The following is a 20,290-nucleotide window of genomic DNA, read 5'->3' as shown; positions in this document are numbered from 1 at the left end:
CCTCGCCCAGGAAGAGCGCGCCCGCCGCCACCGCGACCGCCGGGTTGACGTACGTGATCACCGTCGAGCGGGTCGGGCCGACCTCCTTGATCAGTTCCAGGAAGGCCACGAACGCCACCGCCGTGCAGATCACGCCCAGTCCGGCGAGGGAGGCCAGGACCTGGGGAGAGGGGACCGACGACGGCCAGGTGACCGCCGCCGCCGGGGCGTACACCAGCGCCGCCAACGCCAGGCAGGGCGCCGTCAGTTGGAGAGTCGGGACGTCCTTCAGGTAGCGCGCCGCTATCAGCGGCGCCGTCGCGTAGCCGAGCACCGTCAGCAGCACCTCCGCCAGGGAGCGCGCGTCCCCGCCCGTCAGATGCGGGACCGTGAGGACCGTGACCCCGGACAGGCCGAGCGCCAGGCCCGCCACCCGGCGCGCACCCAACCTCTCCGCGTCGCCGAAGAAGCGCGCCATCAGCACCCCGACAATCGGTACGCCCGCGATCAGCAGACCCGCCGTAGAGCTCGACAGGTGCCGTTCCGCGTCCGTCAACGTGAACCACGGGCCGACGATCTCTATGCACGCGAAGGCCAGCATCGGGCGCCAGTGCGACCGGACCACACGAGTCAGACCGCCCTGTCGTAGCGCGAACGGGAGCAGGAGTACAGCGCCCAGGGCGCACCGTGTGAAGACGACCATGGACGGGGAGAGCGGGGCGTCCACCGCCACCTTGATCATCAGGTAGGGGATGCCCCACACCACTCCCATCAGGGAGAACAGGAACCAGCCGCGTGCAGTCATACGGCGAGGATGCGCCGCCGCCTCATCGGGCGTCTTGAACGCTGTTGCGGTAGGCCGCCGGGGTCACCCCGAGCACCCGCCGGAACCAGCGGGTCAGATGCGCCTGGTCGGCGAAGCCCACCTGGGCCGCGACCTCGGCGGGGCGCCCGCCCGCCTCCAGCAGGCCGCGCGCCCGCGTGACCCGGTACTGGGCGAGCCAGGCGTACGGCGGTATCCCCATCGTCGTACGGAAGGCTCGGAGGAGTTGGTAGCGGGACAGGTCGAAGTCCGCCGCCAGCGACGCGAGCGAGGGCGGGGTCAGGAGTTCGTCCGCGAGGCGGTCCCGTACCGCGTGTGCCACCCAGGCCGCGCCGACGAGGAGGTCCGGTGCCGGGCGGGATGTCGAGTGGCGGCGGGCCAGGGCCGTGAGCAGCCACGGGAGGCGGGACTCGGCCTCCAACGGGTCGGGGCAGACGCTGAGTTCGGTGTGCGCGAGGCGGAACGCGCGGGCGAGTTCGGCGTCGTCGAGGAGCGGTTCGCGGAAGTGCGGGACGCCGCCGAGGGTGCCGTCGGTCAGGAGTGCCGGGTCGGCGTAGAGGGCGCGGTAGGCGTAGCCGGCGGTGGTGCTGCCGGGGCCGCCGGTGTGCATTTCGCCGGGGGCGAGTACGACGATGGAGCCGGGGGTCGTACGGATGTGGCCGCCGCGGTAGTCGATGAGTTCGGAGCCGTCGACGCAGACGCCGATCGTGAACTCCTCGTGGGCGTGCGGGGCGTAGACGTGCCGGTCGAAGCGGGCGGTCAGGAGGTCGAGCGGCGGGCCGCGGTGGCCCAGTCTCGCCCTCGTCCACAGGGCCTGTTCGCGTGCGTTCACCAGTGGGTCCCCCCTTTCCTCAAGAGTGCAACGCGACGGGGGGTGCCCGCTATGCCGGGGTGAGCGCCCGCTCCAGGATGTCGAGGGCCGCGTTCATCCGGGCCTGGTGGTCCTCGGTCGTCGCTTCGCCGCGTTCGCCCGCGAGCAGGCGGCGTGCGGTGGTGACGTACACCGATCGGTACGCGGCGACGATCAGGGCCGCGGTCAGGGCGGGGTCGGGGGTGTCCGGGGCGGTCTCGGCGAGGGCGTCGGACAGGGCGTTCTCGATCTCCTCCAGGCCTTCACGGGCGCGGGCGCGCAGGGCCGGCGATTCGATCACGACCTGCCAGAAGGCCGGGAAGTTGTCGTTGGGACCGGCCAACGGGTGCTGCTGGTCTCGGAGTTCGAGCGTGAGGCGGCGCAGCGCGGCGAGCGGGGTCTCGCCCGGGGCGCGGTGGCGTACCGCCCCGCTGAGCACCTCGACCGCCTCCGGGATGCGGTCGAGGAACAGGTCCTCCTTGCGCGGGAAGTAGTTGAAGACGGTCATCGTCGACACCTCGGCGGCGCGTGCGACCTCCGCGACCGACACCCCGTCGAAGCCCCGCTCCTTGAACAGGCCCGTGGCCACGTTCGAGATCCGCTGCCGGGTCGCCCGCTTCTTGCGCTCTCTCAGGGAGAGCTCGCCCTCACTCATGAGAACAGTGTAGCGAACATAATTTTTTAGTGACTACACTCATGGGCATGGGCACTGACACGAACACCGAGAAGACCACCGAGAAGGACACCTACTACGACGTCGTCGTCTCCGGAGCCGGTCCCGTGGGCCTGCTGCTCGCCGCCGAGCTGACCCAAGGCGGGGCCCGCGTGCTGGTCGTGGAGCGGCTGGCCGAGGTCGACGAGACGATCAAGGCCGGCGGCCTCAACTCCACGGCCACCGTGGCCCTTTACCGGCGCGGACTGCTCCCCGAGCTGACCCGGATCCACGAGGAGGCGATGAGCCGCTTCAAGGAGTTCAAGCGGGCGCACGGAGGGGACGACAACAACCCCGTGCCGCCACCGAAGTTCGCCGGCCACTTCTCCGGGATCATGCTGCGGGCCGACCTGCTCGACGAGACGGACCCGGCGTTCGCCGACCTCGGCCCGGTCGACCGCGTCGGACTCGTCCCGCAGGCCCCGCTGGAGCGGCTGCTCGGCCGACATGCCGACGCGCTCGGCGTCGAGGTGCGCAGGCAGGCCGAGTTGACCGGCTTCGACGCCGACGAGGAGGGCGTGACGGTCCGCCTCTCCCCCACGGACGGCTCCGCGCCGTACGCCGTCCGGGCCGGCTGGCTGGTCGGCTGCGACGGTGGCCGCAGCCTCGTACGCAAGCTCAGCGGGATCCAATTCCCGGGCACCGCACCGGAGATCACCGGCTACCAGGCCATCGCCGACATGACCGGCACCGAGCCGTTGCGCGGCGGCTGGAACACCACCGACGTGGGGACGTACGCCTTCGGCCCGTTGCCGGGACGGATCCTCACCGTCGAGTTCGACGGACCGCCCGAGGACCGCCAATCCCCCGTCACCGTCGAGGAGTTGCAGGCGAGTGTGCGCCGGGTGACCGGCGTCGACGTGACCGTGCACAAGATCCACTCCTCGACCCGGTTCACCGACAACTGCCGTCAGGCGGACACCTATCGCGCGGGCCGGGTGCTGCTCGCGGGCGACGCGGCGCACGTCCACTCGCCGTTCGGCGGGCAGGGGCTCAACCTCGGCGTCGGGGACGCGATGAACCTCGGCTGGAAACTCGCCCTCGTCGTGCGCGGCCAGGCACCGGTCGAACTGCTCGACACCTACACCGCCGAGCGGCATCCGATCGGTGTCTGGGTGCTCGACTGGACGCGTGCCCAGATCGCGGTGATGCGCCCCGAGCCGCACTCCCGGGCCCTGCGCTCGGTGGTCACCGACCTCGCGGGGACGGTCGACGGGACGACGTATCTCGTCAAGCGGATCTCCGGCGTCTGGCAACGCTACGACCTCCCCGGCGACCACCCGCTGACCGGCCGCAGCGCCCCCGACCTCGAACTCGCCGACGGCAGCCGCCTCGCCGACCACCTCCACAACGGCCGCGCCCTCCTCCTCGACCTCGCCGACGACCCGAAACTCCGGGCCCGCGCGGACGGCTACGAGAGCATGGTGGACGTCCTGACCGCCTCCTGCCCCGGACGCCCGGAACTCACCGCCCTGCTGGTGCGCCCGGACGGGTTCACGGCCTGGGCGGCGGACACGGACGGCACCGAGAACGATCCGGCCGAAGCACTGCGGCTCTGGTTCGGCGCGCCGGTCGATGCTTGACCCTGCCGCGACGTCAGCGTTTCTACTGGTCCCATGCGGATCGGAGAACTCGCCGAGACCGTCGGCGTCACCACGCGGACCGTCCGGCACTACCACCACCTGGGCCTGCTGCCGGAACCGGAGCGGCGCTCCAACGGCTACCGCGACTACGGTCTGCGGCACGCCGTCGTCCTGGCCCGGATCCGGCGGCTCACCGAGCTGGGCCTGGGGCTGACCGAGGTACGGGACGTGCTCGCGGACGACGTGGGCCGGGACCTCGTCGAGGTGCTCACCGAACTCGACGAGGACCTGGCCCGGCAGGAGTCCGCGATCCGGGAGCGCCGGGCCCGGCTGCGCGCCCTGCTGGACTCGGGAGACCTGTCCGCCGAAGGACCCGTCTCTCCCGAACTGGCTGCGGTGTTCAGCGAGTTGACCCACACCTCGGCGCTCCCCGCCGACTCGCCGATGGCCGCCAAGGACCGCGAGATGCTCGCCCTGCTCGACACCGTGGCGACCCCCGCCGAGCGGGCGCGGATCATGGATCTGGTGGGCGGCGCCGTCGCGACACCGGACGCGGTCGCCCGGGCCCACGAGGCGTACGCGCTGCTCGACGCGCTCGCCGACACCGGGCTCCCCGTCGACCCCGCCGACCCGCGCGTGGACGAGGCGGCCCGCGCCCTCGCCGCCTGCGTTCCCGACACGCTGCTCCCCGAGGGGAACCCGGTCGACCACGACAGCGGCTTCCTGCGCGCCTTCTACGCGGACTTCGCACCGGCCCAGGCGGAGGCGATCCGCCGGGCGCTGCGGATCGTCACGCGCGGGTAGGAATGAGAAGTGACCGCGGTCAAGCAGGCGCGAACCGTACCTTCGACGTCCCCGGGTCCGCCTGTGTGAGCCGGACCCGCAGCCGCTCCCCCAGCGGCAGCGGAGTCGTACCGCCCTCCAGGCGGGCGACGACGGCCGGAGCGTCCAACTGCACCTTCCCCACGGTGGGTTGACGTTCCTCCACGTCGACCACATAGCCGTCGAAGAGGTCGCCGACACGGTCCTTCAACAACGCCGCCTCGACAATGTCGACGCACTCGCGCTCGACCGTGCCCGCGAGACGCGTGCCGTCCGCCATCTCCTTGGGCAGGGCGTCGAGTCCGGCCAGGACCCAGGCGGGCGGGGACGACGGAGAGAGGCAGATCTCGGCGGCGTAGCGGTCGACGAGGCGTCGTAGCGGAGCCGTGCAGTGGGTGTAGGGGGCGGCGACGGCCGCGTGGGTGGTGATGGGCGGGAGGTCGCCGCCCTGGAAGACCGTGTAGCCCGCGCCGCGCAGCAGGGTCGTGCACTCCTGGAGGAAGGCCGCGTGGTGCGGGAGGTGCGGGTCGAGGGAGCGGATGAGCTGGGCGTACGACACATGGTGCGGCCAGTCGATGCCCAGGGCGTGGGCCGTGCGGTGGAGGCGGCCCACAGCACCGTCGGGGGCGGCGGGCAGGGTGCGCAGGACGCCCGTGCCGTGCGCGAGCATCAGGTCGGCGGCGGCCATGCCGGTGAGCAGGGAGATCTGGGCGTTCCAGCCGTCGGCGGGGAGCGGGGCGCGGTAGGCGAGTTCGTAGGTGTGGTCGCGCTCGACGATCTCCTGCTCGGGCACGTTGAGGGAGATGCCGCCGCGCTCCACCTCCAGCCGTTCGCGCGCCTCGCCGATGTCCTTCAGCAGCGCGACCGGTTCCTCGGCGGTGCCCGCGTCGATCCGTCGCTGCACGGTCGCGTAGTCGAGCTTGGCCCGGCTGCGCACGAGCGCCCGGTGGACGTCGACGGCGACCGTACGGCCGTCCGCGTCCAGGTCGATCGTCCACAGCACCGCCGGCCGGGTCACGTCCGGCAGCAGACTCGCGGCGCCCTCGCTGAGCAGGGGCGGGTGCAACGGGGTCTTCTCGTCGGGGAAGTAGAGGGTGGTCACACGGCGGTGGGCCTCCGCGTCGAGCGCCCCGCCGGGGACGACGAAGGCGGCGACATCGGCGATGGCGTACCGAACGCGGAAGCCGGTGCCCCGGCGGGACAGGTGCATCGCCTGGTCGAGGTCCATGGACGTGGGCGGGTCAACGGTGAAGAAGGGGATGTCGGTCGCGTCCGGGACCGGGGGCGGCGCCGCCGCGGCGGCCCGTTCCGCCTCGGCGAGCACCTCCGGCGGGAAGCTCTCGGGTACGCCGAGTTCGGTGCGGAGCGCGGTGAGGGCGGCGCGGAGCGGGGCTTCGGGGGTGCCGGTCACCCGGATACGGCGGCTGGGCATGACACGAGCGTAGGCACAATCCGCCCGGCCGCACCCTTTACGCTGGCGCAGCACCCACCGTAAGGAGAAACCCACCGTGCTCGTCCTGCTGCCGCCCTCCGAAGGCAAGGCCTCCTCCGGCCGCGGTGCCCCGCTCAAGCCGGAATCACTGTCGCTGCCGGGACTCGCCGACGCCCGCGCGGCCGTACTCGACGAACTCGTCGACCTGTGCGCGGCCGACGAGGACAAGGCACGCGAGGTGCTCGGCCTGAGCGAGGGCCTGCGCGGCGAGATCGCCAAGAACGTCGACCTGCGGACCGCCGGCGCGCGACCCGCCGGGGAGATCTACACGGGTGTCCTCTACGACGCCCTCGACCTGGCTTCCCTGGACCCCGCCGCGAAGAAGCGCGCCGCGCGCTCGCTGCTCGTCTTCTCCGGTCTGTGGGGCGCGGTGCGCGTGACGGACCGGATCCCTTCGTACCGCTGCTCGATGGGGGTACGGCTGCCGGGGCTCGGCGCGCTCGGCGCGCACTGGCGGGCGCCGATGGCGGCCGCACTGCCCGAGGCCGCGGGCAACGGGCTGGTGCTGGATCTACGGTCCTCCGCGTACGCGGCGGCGTGGAAGCCGAAGGGCGAGGTCGCGGGGCGGACGGCGACCGTACGGGTGCTGCACGCGCCGACGCGGAAGGTCGTCAGCCACTTCAACAAGGCGACCAAGGGTCGGATCGTGCGCAGTCTGTTGAGCGCGTCGGCCGCGCCCGGGACGCCCGCTGAACTGGTGGACGCGTTGCGGGAGTTGGGGTACGAGGTGGAGGCGGAGGCACCCGGGCAGGCGGGGCGGGCCTGGTCGCTGGATGTGCTGGTGGACGAGATTCACTGAGCCCCCCAATTCACTATTCACTGAGTCCCCCCAGGGTGCGTTGCATTCTGCGCAATGACCTTTGCGCAGAATGCTTCCGCTCGGCAGGATGAGGCCATGGCTACCCCCTCGGCTTCCTCCTCGCTGCTCGATCTCGCTCCCGTCCTGCCCGTCGTCGTCATCGAGGACGCGGCCGACGCCGTACCGCTCGCGCGGGCACTGGTCGCCGGGGGGCTGCCGGCGATCGAGGTGACGTTGCGGACGCCGGCCGCGCTGGAGGCCCTGCGGGCGATCGCGGACGAGGTGCCGGGGGCCGTCGTCGGGGCGGGGACCGTACTGACCGCGGGGCAGGTGAAGGAGTGCGTGGCGGCGGGGGCGCGGTTTCTGGTGAGCCCCGGGTGGACGGATCTGCTGCTGGAGGCGATGCAGGGGGCCGGAGTGCCGTTCCTACCGGGGGTGTCTACGACGTCGGAAGTCGTGGCGCTGCTGGAGCGCGGGGTGCGGGAGATGAAGTTCTTCCCGGCTCAGGCGGCGGGCGGTACGGCGTATCTCCGCGCGCTGGCCGGGCCGTTGCCGCAGGCGCGGTTCTGCCCCACCGGTGGGATAGGGGTCAACTCCGCGCCGGACTACCTGGCGTTGCCCAACGTCGGCTGTGTGGGCGGGAGTTGGATGATCCCGGCGGACGCGGTGGCCGCGCGGGACTGGGGGCGGATCGAGGCGCTGGCCCGCGAGGCGGCGGCGCTCAGCGCAGGTGGGACGTGTCGTTGAACAGCCGTACGCTCGCGTTGCCGTCCGCGTAGTACGCCACCGTCGAGATCGAGGCGGCCGAGAGTTCCATGCGGAACAGGGACTCCGGCGGGGCGCCCAGGGCGAGTTGGACGAACGTCTTGATCGGGGTGACGTGCGTGACGAGCAGGACCGTGCGGCCCGCGTAGGCCGCGACCAGCTTGTCGCGGGTGGCGGCGATACGGGTCGCCGTCGCCGCGAAACTCTCGCCGCCGCCGGTGGGTTGGGCCGTCGGGTCGGCCAGCCAGGTCGTCAGGTCGTCCGGGTGGCGCTCCCTGACCTCGCCGAAGGTCAGGCCCTCCCAGGCACCGAAGTCCGTTTCGCGCAGACCCTCTTCGATCGTCACGTCCAGACCGAGGCGGTCCGCCACGGCCGCGGCGGTCTCGCGGGTGCGGGTGAGGGGGGACGCGAGGATGTGCTGGATGGTGCCGCGGGCCGCCAACGCGGTTGCCGCGCGGGCGGCTTGGTCCTGGCCGACGGGTGAGAGGGAGGGGTTGGTGCCGCCGCTGCCGGAGAAGCGCTTCTGGGGGGTGAAGGGGGTTTCGCCGTGGCGGAGGAGGACGAAAGTGGCGGGGGCGCCCATGTCTGCGGGGGCCCAACCTGCGCTGGGGGCGGCCACGTTGCGGGCGGCTCGGACGTCAGTTTTGTCGGTTGTCGTCATAGTGCGGGGCGGTGGGGGCTGGTCGCGCAGTTCCCCGCGCCCCTGGGAGGCGGCTGCGCCGCCATCGTCCATCGCCTTGTTCGCCAGCCTGTCCGCGTGTTTGTTCCGCTCCCTCGGGATCCATTCGTACGTCACCTGATCCACCGGAAACACCGCACCCGCCTCCGCCGCCAGTGGCTTCATATCAGGGTGTTTGATCTTCCAGCGGCCCGACATCTGTTCCACGACCAGCTTGGAGTCCATGCGGACGTGGATCCGGGCGGTGGGGTCCAGGGCGTGGGCGGCGCGGAGGGCCGCGATCAGGCCTCGGTACTCGGCGACGTTGTTCGTGGCGACGCCGATGTACTCGGCCGCCTCCACCAGGGTCTCCCCCGTCGTCGCGTCGATGACCAGGCTGCCGTAGCCCGCGGGACCCGGGTTGCCCCGGGAACCGCCGTCCGCCTCGACGATGAACTCCCGCACCGCTGACGCTCCTTGGAAGACTTACAGACCGGACTCGGACGTGCGCACCAGGATGCGGCGGCAGTTCTCGCAACGGACCACCGTGTCGGGGGCCGCCGAGCGGATCTCGTTGATGTCGGTGATGGCGAGTTCCTGGCGGCAGCCCTGGCAGGTGCGCTGGTAGAGCTTGGCCGCGCCGATGCCGCCCTGCTGCTGGCGGAGCTTGTCGTAGAGCTTGAGGAGGTCCGCGGGGATGGTGGCCGCGATGACCTCGCGCTCCTTCTCCGCCTTGGTCTCATCGGCTTCGAGGGTCTCGTCGGCGGCGTTGCGGCGGGCGGTCGCGTCGTCGATCTTGCCCTGCACGGAACCGACGCGCTCGGTCAGTTCGGCGGTGCGCTCCTGTGCGGACTCACGGCGCTCCATGACCTCCAGGACGATGTCCTCCAGGTCGCCCTGGCGCTTGGCGAGGGAGACGATCTCGCGCTGGAGGTTCTCCAGGTCCTTGGGCGAGGTGACGGCGCCGGAGTCGAGGCGCTGCTGGTCGCGGGTGGCGCGCTGGCGGACCTGGTCGACGTCCTGCTCGGCCTTGGTCTGCTCGCGGGCGCAGTCGCTCTCCTCGGTCTGCACGGCCACGAGCAGGTCGCGCAGCTGGGTGAGGTCCTTGGTCAGCGCGTCGATCTCGGCGTGCTCGGGCAGCGAGTTGCGCTTGTGCGCGAGCTGCTGGAGGCGTACGTCGAGGGCCTGGACGTCGAGAAGTCGGATCTGGTCGGCGGGCGCGGCGTTCAGTTGGGGGCTCCCATTGAGTCTGGTGTGGCGGTGGACGCCGCGTGGGCGGTCCAGGGGTCGGTGACCGTCTTGGAGACGTGGACCCTGAGGTCCCATCCCTCGCGGTCGGAGATCTCGTCGAGCTGGGCGGCGGCCAGCTCGCACCAGGGCCACTCGGTGGCCCAGTGCGCCGCGTCGAGCAGCGCGAGAGGACTGTGGGCTCGATCCGCAATAAATTCTGCCGCCGGGTGGTGGCGGAGGTCCGCTGTCAGGAACGCGTCCACGCCCGCCGCGCGTACGTCGTCGAAGAGGCTGTCGCCGGAGCCGCCGCTGACGGCGACCGTGCGCACCAGCGCGTCGGGATCGCCGGCGACGCGGATGCCCTGCGCGGTGGCGGGGAGGCGCTCGGCTGCGCGGGCGGCGAGTTCGCGGACGGTCAGGGGGTGGTCCAGTTCGCAGACCCGGCCCAGGCCCCGGCGGCCGTCCGGGTCGGTGGGGTCCGGCACGAGGGGTCGTACGACTCGGAGGTCGAGCGCGCCCGCGAGGGCGTCGGAGACTCCCGGATCGGCGCGGTCGGCGTTGGTGTGGGCGACGTGCAGCGCGATGTCGTGCTTGATCAGGGTGTGCACCACGCGGCCCTTGAAGGTGGAGGCCGCGACCGTGGTCGTACCGCGAAGGTAGAGGGGGTGGTGGGTGACCAGGAGGTCGGCGCCCAGCTTCACCGCCTCGTCGACGATCTCCTGGACCGGGTCCACGGCGAACAGCACGCGTGTGACGTCCTGGTCCGGGTCGCCCGTGACCGTGCCGACCGCGTCCCAGGACTCGGCCCGTTCGGCGGGCCACAGGTTCTCCAGCGCGGCGACGACTTCGGACAGGCGGGGTGCGGACTGACGGGATACGGGCTGACGGGGCACGGGCAAAGGCTACCTGGCCGCACTGCGGGGCTGAACCGCTGAAGCGGCCGTAGACGGCCTACGGTCCCGTTCAGCACACCGGCCCCGGTTTCCTCAGGCGAATCGTTACTTGGCCACCCTTATGTGTGATGAGGCTGCTCATCGGTCCCACGTCCGTACGTACGAAAACTAGTTTCGTCGCCGGAGGTGACCGAACCATGACGGCCTGTGCGATCGAGCCCACGGCGGCGGACGAGGACGGGGAGACGGACGGGGGGACGCGGACCGATGGTGCCGCGGGCACCGCGTGCGCGATCAGCGCGGACGGGGCGTACGCGGCCCGCCTCGCGCCGGCCGGCGACTGTCTGTTCCCGGAGCGGTGGACCCTGGACGGCCCGGAGCCGTACGCGGTGCCGCTGCCCGGCAACCAGCCGGAGGAGCCCGGCAGCGAGGTGCAGCCGATGGGCGACGGGCGGGTGCTGATCCGGCGGCTGGTCGACGGGCGGCACGCGTTCTCGCTGCTCTATCCGACCGGACCGGGCACCGGTGAGCTGCCGCTCGGCGCGATCGAGTGCCCGGACCCGGACACCCGGCTGCGGCTGCTGCCGCCGGCGCCGGGCGGCGAGAAGGCGTACGCCCTCGCCGTGGGCCGGCGGTCGACGGCCGTGTGGCTGGTGGCGGGGGGTGCCTTCGGGCCCGAGCATCTCGCGATGGTCCCGGGGCGCTGTTCGGGCGGGGTCTGGCTCGACCGGACGGGGCGGATGCTGGCGCTGGACCGCGAGGTCGGCGGGCGGACCAAGGCGATCGTGGTCGACCTGGAGCGGGACGGGGAGGTGTCGCCGCTGCTCCAGATCGCCGCGGACAGTGACGACCGGCTGCTCGCGGCCGATCCCGACAGCGGGCTGCTGCTGATCCGCTCGGACGCGCCGGCGCCCGGGCGGGAGGAGCGGCTGGGCTGGGGGGTGATCGGCTCCACGCTGCCGGTGCGGTTCCCGGAGTGCCTGCGGGTGCCCGACTGCACGGTGACGCCGTTCGCGATCCAGCCGGGGCAGGTGCTGATGCCGGAGAACTGCGGGGTGGCGCTGCGCATCGACGGGCCGGGCGGCAGCTGGCTCGGCGTGTGGCGGCCCACGGACCGGCAGCTGCTCCAACTCCCGGCGCCCGAGGGGTGGTTGGCGGGCGCCGGGCTGTGGAGCGAGGACGGGGTGCTGCAACTGCCGTACGCCACACGGGAAGTGCCGTGCGGTGTGGTGCGGTTCGCGGTGCCCAGGGGGGCGGGGGACAACGGGGGCCCGGGGGCCGGGGGGACCCCTGGGGTAAAGGGGGAAACCGGGGGTACGGGGGAAACACGCCCGGGGGATCCGGTTCGGGACGGGACGGTGGGCGCGCCTGGGGAGGCCGCGCCCGAGCCGTCGCGACCGTCCGAACCGGATCCTCCGGTGCCGGTCGCACCGCGTCCGGTGCCGTTGCGGGAGGCGCCGCTCAAAGGCCGGGTGGCGGTCGGGTAACAAAGTGGTGCGGCTCGGTAACGAAGTCGTTCCGGACGGCGGTCCGCCTCGCTTCGGCCCCGGAACGGCTGGATAAGATCGCCGAGCTGTATGAAAGATCTTGTTACTACGGGGTGAAGTTTCCGATGAACGACACGAGCACCGCACAGACGATCTCCGCCGACGCCCAGGACACCTCCGGCCACGGCAAGCACCGGGGCCCGGTCTCGGCGCAGGACGGCGACGCCGCCGCCCACGGCCGTCACCGCAAGCCGTCCGAGCAGTCCGATTACGCGAGCGCCTGACGGTACGTCAGGCACCCTGCACCACACGGCCCCGCACGTCTCCGGACGGGCGGGGCCGTCGCGTTCCCTATGCTCCGCCCGGCTCCCGCTTGAGCCCGAGCACCTCGGCCGCCGCGAACGTCTCCTCCGCCGGTCGCCTCGCGTAGTGCGGAGTGAGTACGGCGTCCAGCTCGTCGTAGGTGAAGGTGTCCTGCTTGCTGTCGAACTTGGCCTGCACGTGCGGGCGTTCGACGATCGCGACCATGCCGCCGTGGACGACGAGCAGCTGTCCGTTGATCCGGGCGGCGGCGGGTGAGGCCAAGTAGCCCACGAGCGGGGCGACATGTTCGGGGGCTAGAGGGTCGAGGCCGTCTTCGGGCTCCTGGAAACCGGCGAAGACGTCCTCGGTCATCCGGGTGCGGGCGCGCGGGCAGATGGCGTTCGCGGTGACGCCGTACTTGGCCAGCGCGAGCGCGGTGGAGGTGGTCAGGCCGACGATTCCGCCTTTCGCCGCCGCGTAGTTGGGCTGTCCGGCGGAACCGGCGAGGAACGCCTCGGAGGAGGTGTTCACGATCCGCCCGTACACCGGCGCGCCCTTCTCCTTGGACCGGCGGCGCCAGTGCGCGGACGCGAAGTGGGTCGTGTTGAAGTGGCCCTTGAGATGGACCCGGATCACCGAGTCCCACTCGCCCTCCGTCATGGAGAAAACCATGCGGTCACGGAGGATGCCCGCGTTGTTGACGAGGATGTCGAGCCCGCCGAACTCGTCGAGCGCCAACTCGACCAGCTGGCTCGCCTGTTGGCTGTCGGCGACGTCCCCGGTGTGGGCGACGGCCCGGCCGCCCGCCTCGCGGATCTCTGCGGCGACCCGTTCGGCGGGGCCCGCGGAGGCCTCGCCGGAGCCGTCCCGGCCGGGCTGGCCGTAGTCGTTGACGACCACGGCCGCGCCGAGCCGGGCGAGTTCGAGCGCCTCGGCCCGGCCGAGCCCGCGCCCGGCGCCGGTGACGATCGCGACCAGGCCCTCAAGTGGCAGCGTCATGACCGGCCTTCAGATCTCGATGCAGGTGCGCAGGGCCGTCCCCGAACGCATCTGGTCCAGGGCCTCGTTGATGTCCGCGAGCGGCACCCGGTGGGTGATCAGGCCCTCCAGGTCGACGCGGCCCGCCCGCCACAGGGCGATCGTGCGCTCGTAGGAACGCAGCACGTCTCCCCCGCCGTACATCGAGGGCAGGATGCGCTTCTCGTCGAAGAACAGCTCGAACATGTTGAGTTGGAGGAAGTCGTCCAGCGCGCCCGCGCCGACGATGACGAGGGTGCCGCCGCGCCGGGTGTTCTCGTAGGCGGTGCGGGCGGTGGCGGAGCGGCCGACGACCTCGAAGACGTAGTCGAAGCCCTCGCCCGCGGTGACCTCCTGCTTGGCGGCGGGCAGCTCGTCCGGTGAAACCGCCCTGGTGGCACCGAACTTGAGCGCGGACTCGCGGCGCGAGGCGACCGGGTCGACGGCGACGATCTCGGCGGCGCCCTTGAGCCGGGCACCCTGGATCGCGGAGATGCCGACGCCACCGCAGCCGATCACGGCGACCGACGAACCGGCCTCCACATCGGCGGTGTTGAGGGCGGCGCCGAGTCCGGTGGTGACACCGCAGCCGATGAGGGCGGCGATGTCGAAGGGCACGTCGTCGGGGATCGGGACCGCGCATCCGGCGTCGACGACGACCTCCTCGGCGAAGGTGCCGGTGCCCGCGAAGCCGAACACATCGCCGCCGGGGCGCCTGAAGTTGGGGGTGCCCGCGTTCATGAAACCGGCCAGGCACAGCTGGGTCTGGCCGCGCTTGCAGGCGGCGCACACACCGCAGGCCGGCAGCCAGCAGACGACGACCCGGTCGCCGGGCTTCAAGTGGCTGACGCCCTCGCCGACTTCGAGGATCTCGCCCGCGCCCTCGTGGCCGGGCACGAACGGCGCGGGCTGCGGCAGGACACCGGCCATCGCGGACAGGTCCGAGTGGCACAGCCCCGTGGCGCGCACCCGGATCCTGACCCGGCCGGGTCCGAAGCCCGTCGTCTCGACGTCGTCGAGGACTTCCAGTTTGTCCTGGCCTATCTCGTGCAGTACGGCTGCGCGCATGGGGCGCTCCCCTCGACTCTGCTCAACTCGGGCCTGGTTCAGGAGTGTTCGACGATCGTGTCGGCGAGGACGGGCGCGTCGTCCCGCTCGACGGCGCTCACCGCGACGCGCACCTCGCTGTCGCCGAGGCGCCACATGCGGATGCGCAGCGTCTCGCCGGGGAAGACGACTCCGGCGAACCGGGTGTCGTAGGCGCGCACCCGGGTGACATCGCCGTCGAGCAGGGTGTCGACGACGGCCTTGAGCGTCATGCCGTAGGTGCAGAGACCGTGCAGGATGGGCCGGTCGAACCCGGCGAGCTTGGCGAACTCGGGGTCGGCGTGCAGCGGGTTCCAGTCGCCGGAGAGGCGGTAGAGGAGGGCCTGGTCCTCGCGGATGTGCCGCTCAACCACCTTGTCCGGGGCGCCTGTTGGCGGTTCGAGGCGAGTGGAAGGGCCGCGGTCGCCACCCCATCCCCCCTCCCCCCGTACGAAGATCTGGGCGTCGTTGGTCCACAACGGGCCGTCGGCGTCGGCGACTTCGGTGCGCATGACGAGGACGGCCGCCTTGCCCTTGTCGTAGACGGCGGCGATGTTGCCGGTGCTGGTCGCGGTGCCCTTGGCCGGGATGGGGCGGTGCAGGCGCAGGGACTGGCCGCCGTGCAGGACGCGGGCGAGGTCGACCTCGATGCCGGGCATGGACAGGCCGCTGATCACGCCGGGTGAGCCGTTGCCCGCGACGGTGGCGAAGCTCGGCAGGACGTGCAGCCGGGACTCCAGGGTGTAGCGCAGCTCGTCGGGGTCGGTCGCCGGGGTGCCCGCGCCGAGGCCGAGGTGGTAGAGCTGGACGTCCTTGGTGGTCCAGGAGATCTCGCCGGTCCGGGGTTCGGCCGCGAGGGCCAGGGCTGCGTCGATGGGCATGGGGCTCCTGATCGCCGGTGGTCGAAGACCTCGGTGCGGCCGTCCGCACCGTCGGCCGCACCGAGGTCGTCACGGGCCGACCTAGAACGCGTTCCAGTCCGGCGACCCTTGTATAGCCGAGCGTCCCTTACTTGTGAAGGCTCCTGACACCGTGTCAGGTCGGGGTGCCGCGGCTGCGGACCGGTGACATTTGTCCTGCCCGAGTCCGTACAAGCGCATCTGCCGCGCGAGGAGTGCGGCTTCGTAGCGTCGTACCCATGACACAGACAGGTGGGGCAACCGGCGGGGCAGCCGGCGGGACCGAGCGGGCCGTGTCCTTCGCGGGGGCGGTCAAGACCTTCGGCGCGGTGCGTGCCGTCGACGGGGTGGACCTGGAGATCGGGCGCGGCGAGACGGTCGCGCTGCTCGGCCGCAACGGCGCGGGCAAGTCGACGGCGATCTCGCTGCTGCTCGGGCTGAACGCGCCCGACGCCGGCACGGTCGAACTGTTCGGCGCGGCACCGGAGTTGGCCGTACGCGGCGGCCTGGTCGGGGCGATGCTGCAAGAGGCACGGGCGGTACCCCGGGTTACGGTCGGCGAGTTGGTCACCTTCGTCGCCCGGCGCTATCCGGCGCCGATGCCCGTAGCGCGGGCCCTGGAGCTGGCCGGGATCGGCGAGTTGGCCGGGCGGCGGGTGGACCGGCTGTCGGGCGGGCAGACGCAGCGGGTGCGGTTCGCCGTGGCGCTGGCCGGGAACCCGTCGCTGATCGTGCTGGACGAGCCGACCGCCGCGCTGGACGTGGAGGCGCGGCACGCGTTCTGGCAGTCGATGCGGGGCTTCGCGCGGCGCGGCCACACGGTCCTGTTCTCCACCCACTACCTGGAGGAGGCCGACGCGCACGCCGACCGGATCGTCGTCATCGACCGCGGCCGGATCGTCGCCGACGGCACCGGCGAACAGCTCAAGCGGGCGGCGGGCGGCAGCCTCGTCTCCATCGACCTGGCGGGCCGCCCCACGGAGGGCCTGGACCGGTTGCCGGGCGTACGCACCCTCGAAGTCCGGGGCGACCGCGCCCGGTTGCGCACCGACGACTCGGACGCGACGGTACGCGCACTGGCGGACCTGAACGCGATCCTCGGCCTGGAGGTCACACCGGCGTCGCTCGACGACGCGTTCCTGGCACTGACAGCACGTGAACTCGAACTCGATCTGGAGACGGTCCGATGATCGACTACCTGCGCCTCGAAGTCCGCCGCACCCTCCGCGACATCGGCTTCGTGATCGGCGGTATCGCGATGCCCGTGATGATGTACCTGCTGTTCACGAACCTCGGCGGCGACGACAGCGGCTACAAGGCCACGGCGATGGTCGGTATGGCCGCCTACGGCGCGGTCGGCTCCGCGCTCAACACCGGGGGCGGGGTCGCCGAGGACCGGGCGATCGGCTGGCTGCGGCAGTTGCGGGTGACGCCGATGACCCCGCGCCAGGTGGTCCTGGGCCGGGCGCTGACCGGTTCGGTGACCGTGCTGCCGGCGATCGTCGCGGTGCTCGCGGCTGGCGGTCTGGTCAACGGCGTACGGCTGGCCGTCTGGCAGTGGGCGCTGATCGCGCTGCTGCTGTGGCTCGGCTCGATCCCCTTCACCCTGCTCGGCCTCGGCAACGGCTACGGGCTCACCTCCCAGACCACCGGCGTCGCCAACATGGCCTGCAACCTGGGGCTCGCGGTGATCGGCGGCCTGTGGTTCCCGATCAGCCTGTTCCCCGGCTGGCTGCGCGCGGTCTCCGCCTACACCCCCACCAACCGCTTCGCCGAACTCGGCACCTCCGTCGCCGACGGGCACGCCCCGGCACTCGGCGCGATCATCGTCCTGACGGCCTGGCTGCTCGCGTTCGGTTCGTACGCTGTGCTGGCGTACCGCCGGACCGGGCGGACCGTGTGACCGGGGGAGCGGGAGAGATGACCTGGATGCGAGGGATCAGATGCCAGGTACGCGCCTGGCGGGTGGCGCGGGCCAAGTGGCGGGCGGACATGGCGGAGTTCAAGGTCGCGCAGAAGGAGGCGCGCCGGAAGGGCGAGTGGCCCGAGAACCCGGGTCCGCCGCCGAGCGGCTTCTCCCTGCTGCCGTGGCTGCTGATGGGCCTGGGCTCCTTCTCCAACCTCCTCCAGGGCAAGGCCGACAACCCCTGGATCGGCGGCCTGGGCCTGCTGACCTTCAACTCCCTCTACATCTATGTGGTGTTCCGCTCGTTCGTGAAGGAGAAGCGCGAGGCGGTCTCGACCCGGGTGGCGCTCGTCGTGATGGGCCTGGTCACCTGCGGCCTCGCCCTCGGCTACGGCGGCAGCTGGCTGTACTTCTTCCCGCTGCTCGGCCTCGCCACCGGCGCCTGCCTGCGCGGCCCGCGCCTCGGCCAGGTCGGCCTCTCGCTCACCGCGCTCGCCGCGGCGGTCTCCATCTACCGGGCGGGCTGGGACGCGATCAACGTCGCCTATGGCACGTTCCTGTCGACGATGGTGACCGCGGCGATCCTCTCCCTCTCCGAGGCCGTACGCGAACTGCGCGCCGCCCGCGAGGAGTTGGCCCGCCGAGCGGTGGCGGAGGAACGGATGCGCTTCTCCCGCGACCTGCACGACCTGCTCGGCCACACCCTCTCGGTGATCGTGGTGAAGTCGGAGGCGGCCCGCCGACTGGCGCCCCGCGACATGGAGGCGGCGCTGGAACAGATCACCGACATCGAATCGGTCGGCCGGCAGGCGCTCACCGAGATCCGCGAGGCCGTCACCGGCTACCGCGAGGGCAGCCTCGCCACCGAACTGGACCGCGCCCGCTCCGCGTTGTCCGCCGCCGACATCGACCCGGTGGTCCGCCAGTCGGGCCCGCCGCTGACCCCGCAGACCGAGGCCCTGCTCGGCTGGGTGGTCCGCGAGGCGGTGACCAACGTCGTACGGCACAGTAGCGCGGCCCGCTGCGAGATCACCCTCGACGGCGTCCTGGACCGCGCCCGCCTGACCGTCGCGGACGACGGCACCGGGTACGCGGGAGCGGCGACCGGTCCCACCGAGGGCGTCGGCGGAACCGGCCTGAAGGGCCTCACCGAACGCCTCGCGGCGGCGGGTGGCTCCCTGCGGGCCGGCCCGTCGCCACGCGGCGGTTTCACCGTGACCGCCGAACTCCCGGTGGAGGCAACCGACTTGGCACCCTCCGTAGTGGCTACGGCGCCCAGGGAGCCGTGACGACCCAACTCACGTCGTCCGTCCACGAGGTAGCGCTGTCGAAGGCGTTCGAGCCGCCGTCGCTCGCTATGTAGACGTTGTAGTTGTAGTGCCGGAGGTATCTGGTCGGGTAGTTGTACGACGCGAACGAGGTGCCCGTACCGCTCTTGCCGGTCGACGCGCAGAACGTGGCGTCCTGTCTGAACTGCGCGGTGCCGACCATGGGTTGGCGGTAGAGCTGGTAGTTGTAGTGGCGCAGGAAGTCGCCGGGATAGTTCCGCGACTCGAACGAATAGCAGGAGCTGTCGGCGAGTCCCCGGCGGACGATCCAGGTGGCGTCGCCCTTGTCGAGGGCCGCGCTGCTGGACGTGATGGCCGAGAGAACCGCCGCGTTGTTCTGGTGGCGGATGTAGTCGGCCGTACAGCACGAGGTGGTCGCGCGGAGAGAGATCTCCGACCCGGCCGCCAGTGTGCCGGTCGTGCCAGTGGTGCCGCCGTAGCCGACGGACACGATGTTCGCCTGTACGGAGTTGTCGGCGGCGTCCGTCGGGATGCCGGCCGTCATGACGCCCTCGAAGAACGACCCGATGGAGCCGTTGCTGTTGTCGCCACCGGTGCCCAGGACGATCGCGCCCTCCTGGTGCATGGGCGAGTAGCCGCTCGTGGTGGGCTCACCCCCGGAATAAGTGGTCGTGAGACTCCCCGACTGGGCGTTTCCGTATTTCAGCGCGAAATGGTCCTGACCGTTGTTTTTCAGCAAAGCGGTGACGAACGGTATCGCCCCGGTACCGGTGTTCGCCGTGTTCTTGCTGTACCCGGAGTCCGACTGGAACAGCCCGTTCTCCAGGTCGGCCTGCACCCAGGGACCGCTGCCGTAGCAGGGCGCGAACCAGCACTCGGTACCGAAGTTGATCGCGTCCATGTGCCCGTTGCCGGTGTCCTGGTTGTTGGTCTCGGCGTTGCCGTAGTCGAAGCAGCAACTGCCGTTGACGTGCGTGCCGGAGGTCACCATGTACATCCCCTCGGCGGCGCCGTTCGTCGCCACGCCCGAGGTGGAGTTGTCGCGGTAGCCCATCCCGGCGGAGATCTCCAGGCCGTAGACCTGATGCCCGCCGACGGTCACCGGCAGGGCGTCCGCGGGCGCCCCGACATCGGCCACGCCCGCCCCGCCCGCGCCCTCGATCGTGAGGTCGTTGTGGCGCGCGGACTGGTCGTAGATCTTGGTGATGATGCACGTCGTACCGGAGCAGAACGAGTCCTGGGCCGCCGCGTTGGCGTATCCCCCGGCTGCCAGCAGCCCGATGTTCGCGGTGGCGCTGTCGGAGGCGCGCTGCACTTGGTAGAGCGAGCCGTTGTACGACGAGTAGAGCGCCCGGACGAGGCTGTGCGCGGCGACGCACGGTGTCCCGGCGGTGGCGTAGATGTCGCACGGGAGCGAGGTGGCGGCCGACGCCTGCGGAACGCCTACGGCCAGTGCGAGGACGGTCACGAGCGCGGACAGTGCGGCCAGGGTGGCGTTTCTCAGCCGGCGCGGCCGGGTGCGGAGGAGTCTCAGCGGTCTCAATAACACGGTGCACCTCTTTTTCTGGAGGGGCTGGTTTTCCTGGAGGGGGTGGTCGATATACCGGACACCGTTCGATCGAAATACCGAACCCATTCGCGATCGAAATGTCGAACCCATGTCGAACTGTCGAAAGTTTTCCGAAAGCGGCTCTGTT

General features: G+C 71.6%; 19 protein-coding genes and 1 pseudogene. 9 read left to right on the top strand and 11 right to left on the bottom strand.

Annotated features, from left to right (window positions below; genetic code table 11):
• Position 1 precedes the first annotated feature (1 nt).
• The 3 genes and pseudogenes from ACWIHT_RS37000 to ACWIHT_RS36990 form a co-directional block, all read right to left on the bottom strand.
• Positions 2–721: pseudogene (locus ACWIHT_RS37000) on the bottom strand (DMT family transporter); the annotation flags it as partial.
• Between the two features lie 85 nt (positions 722–806).
• On the bottom strand, positions 807–1,634 hold the full coding sequence (locus ACWIHT_RS36995) for an AraC family transcriptional regulator (RefSeq protein ID WP_456172795.1): 828 nt from the start codon (positions 1,632–1,634) through the stop codon (positions 807–809).
• 49 nt (positions 1,635–1,683) lie between these two features.
• Positions 1,684–2,307 (bottom strand): TetR/AcrR family transcriptional regulator, encoded by a 624-nt coding sequence (locus tag ACWIHT_RS36990; protein ID WP_456172794.1) that lies wholly within the window; start codon positions 2,305–2,307, stop codon positions 1,684–1,686.
• A gap of 47 nt (positions 2,308–2,354) precedes the next feature.
• On the opposite strand from ACWIHT_RS36990, the gene ACWIHT_RS36985 reads away from it, so the two are divergent.
• Together ACWIHT_RS36985 and ACWIHT_RS36980 are read left to right on the top strand one after the other, a co-directional pair.
• Positions 2,355–3,947 carry an FAD-dependent monooxygenase gene (locus ACWIHT_RS36985; RefSeq protein ID WP_456172793.1) on the top strand — a complete coding sequence of 531 codons (1,593 nt, stop codon included), beginning with the start codon at positions 2,355–2,357 and terminating at the stop codon, positions 3,945–3,947.
• Positions 3,948–3,980: 33 nt separating this feature from the next.
• Positions 3,981–4,751, top strand: a complete 771-nt coding sequence (locus ACWIHT_RS36980) for a MerR family transcriptional regulator (RefSeq protein WP_456172791.1) — start codon at positions 3,981–3,983, stop codon at positions 4,749–4,751.
• A 19-nt stretch (positions 4,752–4,770) separates the two neighbouring features.
• On the opposite strand, the gene ACWIHT_RS36975 is transcribed toward ACWIHT_RS36980, so the two are convergent.
• Positions 4,771–6,201, bottom strand: coding sequence for an RNB domain-containing ribonuclease (locus tag ACWIHT_RS36975; RefSeq protein ID WP_456172789.1), 1,431 nt, complete (start codon positions 6,199–6,201; stop codon positions 4,771–4,773).
• 76 nt (positions 6,202–6,277) lie between these two features.
• Here ACWIHT_RS36975 and yaaA point away from each other — a divergent pair, with 76 nt between their 5' ends.
• The gene (yaaA, locus tag ACWIHT_RS36970; protein ID WP_456172788.1) at positions 6,278–7,060 is read left to right on the top strand and encodes a peroxide stress protein YaaA; all 783 of its coding nucleotides are present in this window, start codon (positions 6,278–6,280) and stop codon (positions 7,058–7,060) included.
• 96 nt (positions 7,061–7,156) lie between these two features.
• Entirely contained in the window at positions 7,157–7,807 is a 651-nt protein-coding gene (gene eda, locus ACWIHT_RS36965) for a bifunctional 4-hydroxy-2-oxoglutarate aldolase/2-dehydro-3-deoxy-phosphogluconate aldolase (protein ID WP_456172787.1), read from the top strand.
• Here the strand turns inward: eda and ACWIHT_RS36960 are convergent.
• The 3 genes from ACWIHT_RS36960 to ACWIHT_RS36950 are packed head-to-tail and all read right to left on the bottom strand — an operon-like array spanning position 7,782 to position 10,606.
• Complete coding sequence (locus ACWIHT_RS36960; RefSeq protein ID WP_456172786.1) at positions 7,782–8,948, bottom strand: bifunctional RNase H/acid phosphatase; 1,167 nt, start codon at positions 8,946–8,948, stop codon at positions 7,782–7,784. The two genes, eda and ACWIHT_RS36960, sit on opposite strands and share 26 nt — an antisense overlap.
• 21 nt (positions 8,949–8,969) lie before the next feature.
• On the bottom strand, positions 8,970–9,713 hold the full coding sequence (locus ACWIHT_RS36955; protein ID WP_200717009.1) for a zinc ribbon domain-containing protein: 744 nt from the start codon (positions 9,711–9,713) through the stop codon (positions 8,970–8,972).
• Entirely contained in the window at positions 9,710–10,606 is an 897-nt protein-coding gene (locus tag ACWIHT_RS36950) for a Nif3-like dinuclear metal center hexameric protein (RefSeq protein ID WP_456172784.1), read from the bottom strand. The genes ACWIHT_RS36955 and ACWIHT_RS36950 overlap by 4 nt, the downstream gene beginning before the upstream one ends.
• A gap of 197 nt (positions 10,607–10,803) precedes the next feature.
• On the opposite strand from ACWIHT_RS36950, the gene ACWIHT_RS36945 reads away from it, so the two are divergent.
• Positions 10,804–12,093 carry a hypothetical protein gene (locus ACWIHT_RS36945; protein WP_456172783.1) on the top strand — a complete coding sequence of 430 codons (1,290 nt, stop codon included), beginning with the start codon at positions 10,804–10,806 and terminating at the stop codon, positions 12,091–12,093.
• A gap of 125 nt (positions 12,094–12,218) precedes the next feature.
• Positions 12,219–12,377 carry a hypothetical protein gene (locus ACWIHT_RS36940; protein WP_456172781.1) on the top strand — a complete coding sequence of 53 codons (159 nt, stop codon included), beginning with the start codon at positions 12,219–12,221 and terminating at the stop codon, positions 12,375–12,377.
• Positions 12,378–12,444: 67 nt separating this feature from the next.
• Here ACWIHT_RS36940 and ACWIHT_RS36935 read toward each other — a convergent pair whose 3' ends face one another.
• From ACWIHT_RS36935 to ACWIHT_RS36925, 3 genes are read right to left on the bottom strand one after another with little or no spacing between them, the layout of a single operon-like run.
• A complete protein-coding gene (locus ACWIHT_RS36935; RefSeq protein WP_456172780.1) occupies positions 12,445–13,395 on the bottom strand; it encodes a 3-oxoacyl-ACP reductase in 951 nt (316 codons plus the stop codon).
• Positions 13,396–13,404: 9 nt separating this feature from the next.
• A complete protein-coding gene (locus ACWIHT_RS36930) occupies positions 13,405–14,481 on the bottom strand; it encodes a Zn-dependent alcohol dehydrogenase (protein ID WP_388112130.1) in 1,077 nt (358 codons plus the stop codon).
• A 38-nt stretch (positions 14,482–14,519) separates the two neighbouring features.
• Positions 14,520–15,380 carry a MaoC/PaaZ C-terminal domain-containing protein gene (locus ACWIHT_RS36925; RefSeq protein ID WP_456172779.1) on the bottom strand — a complete coding sequence of 287 codons (861 nt, stop codon included), beginning with the start codon at positions 15,378–15,380 and terminating at the stop codon, positions 14,520–14,522.
• A gap of 257 nt (positions 15,381–15,637) precedes the next feature.
• On the opposite strand from ACWIHT_RS36925, the gene ACWIHT_RS36920 reads away from it, so the two are divergent.
• Genes ACWIHT_RS36920 through ACWIHT_RS36910 form a run of 3 tightly spaced genes read left to right on the top strand, consistent with a single transcriptional unit; the run spans position 15,638 to position 18,593 of the window.
• A complete protein-coding gene (locus tag ACWIHT_RS36920; protein WP_456172778.1) occupies positions 15,638–16,588 on the top strand; it encodes an ABC transporter ATP-binding protein in 951 nt (316 codons plus the stop codon).
• Positions 16,585–17,301, top strand: a complete 717-nt coding sequence (locus ACWIHT_RS36915) for an ABC transporter permease (protein WP_456172777.1) — start codon at positions 16,585–16,587, stop codon at positions 17,299–17,301. Before ACWIHT_RS36920 ends, ACWIHT_RS36915 begins: the two co-directional genes overlap by 4 nt.
• A gap of 17 nt (positions 17,302–17,318) precedes the next feature.
• Positions 17,319–18,593, top strand: a complete 1,275-nt coding sequence (locus ACWIHT_RS36910; protein WP_456172776.1) for a sensor histidine kinase — start codon at positions 17,319–17,321, stop codon at positions 18,591–18,593.
• Here the strand turns inward: ACWIHT_RS36910 and ACWIHT_RS36905 are convergent.
• On the bottom strand, positions 18,571–20,136 hold the full coding sequence (locus tag ACWIHT_RS36905; protein WP_456172775.1) for an alpha-L-arabinofuranosidase B: 1,566 nt from the start codon (positions 20,134–20,136) through the stop codon (positions 18,571–18,573). The two genes, ACWIHT_RS36910 and ACWIHT_RS36905, sit on opposite strands and share 23 nt — an antisense overlap.
• Positions 20,137–20,290 lie beyond the last annotated feature (154 nt).

This window comes from Streptomyces sp. NPDC002276 (assembly GCF_053891435.1).
The sequence above is the reverse complement of the archived record's forward strand: the minus strand, read 5'-3'. Positions and strand labels throughout refer to the sequence as shown.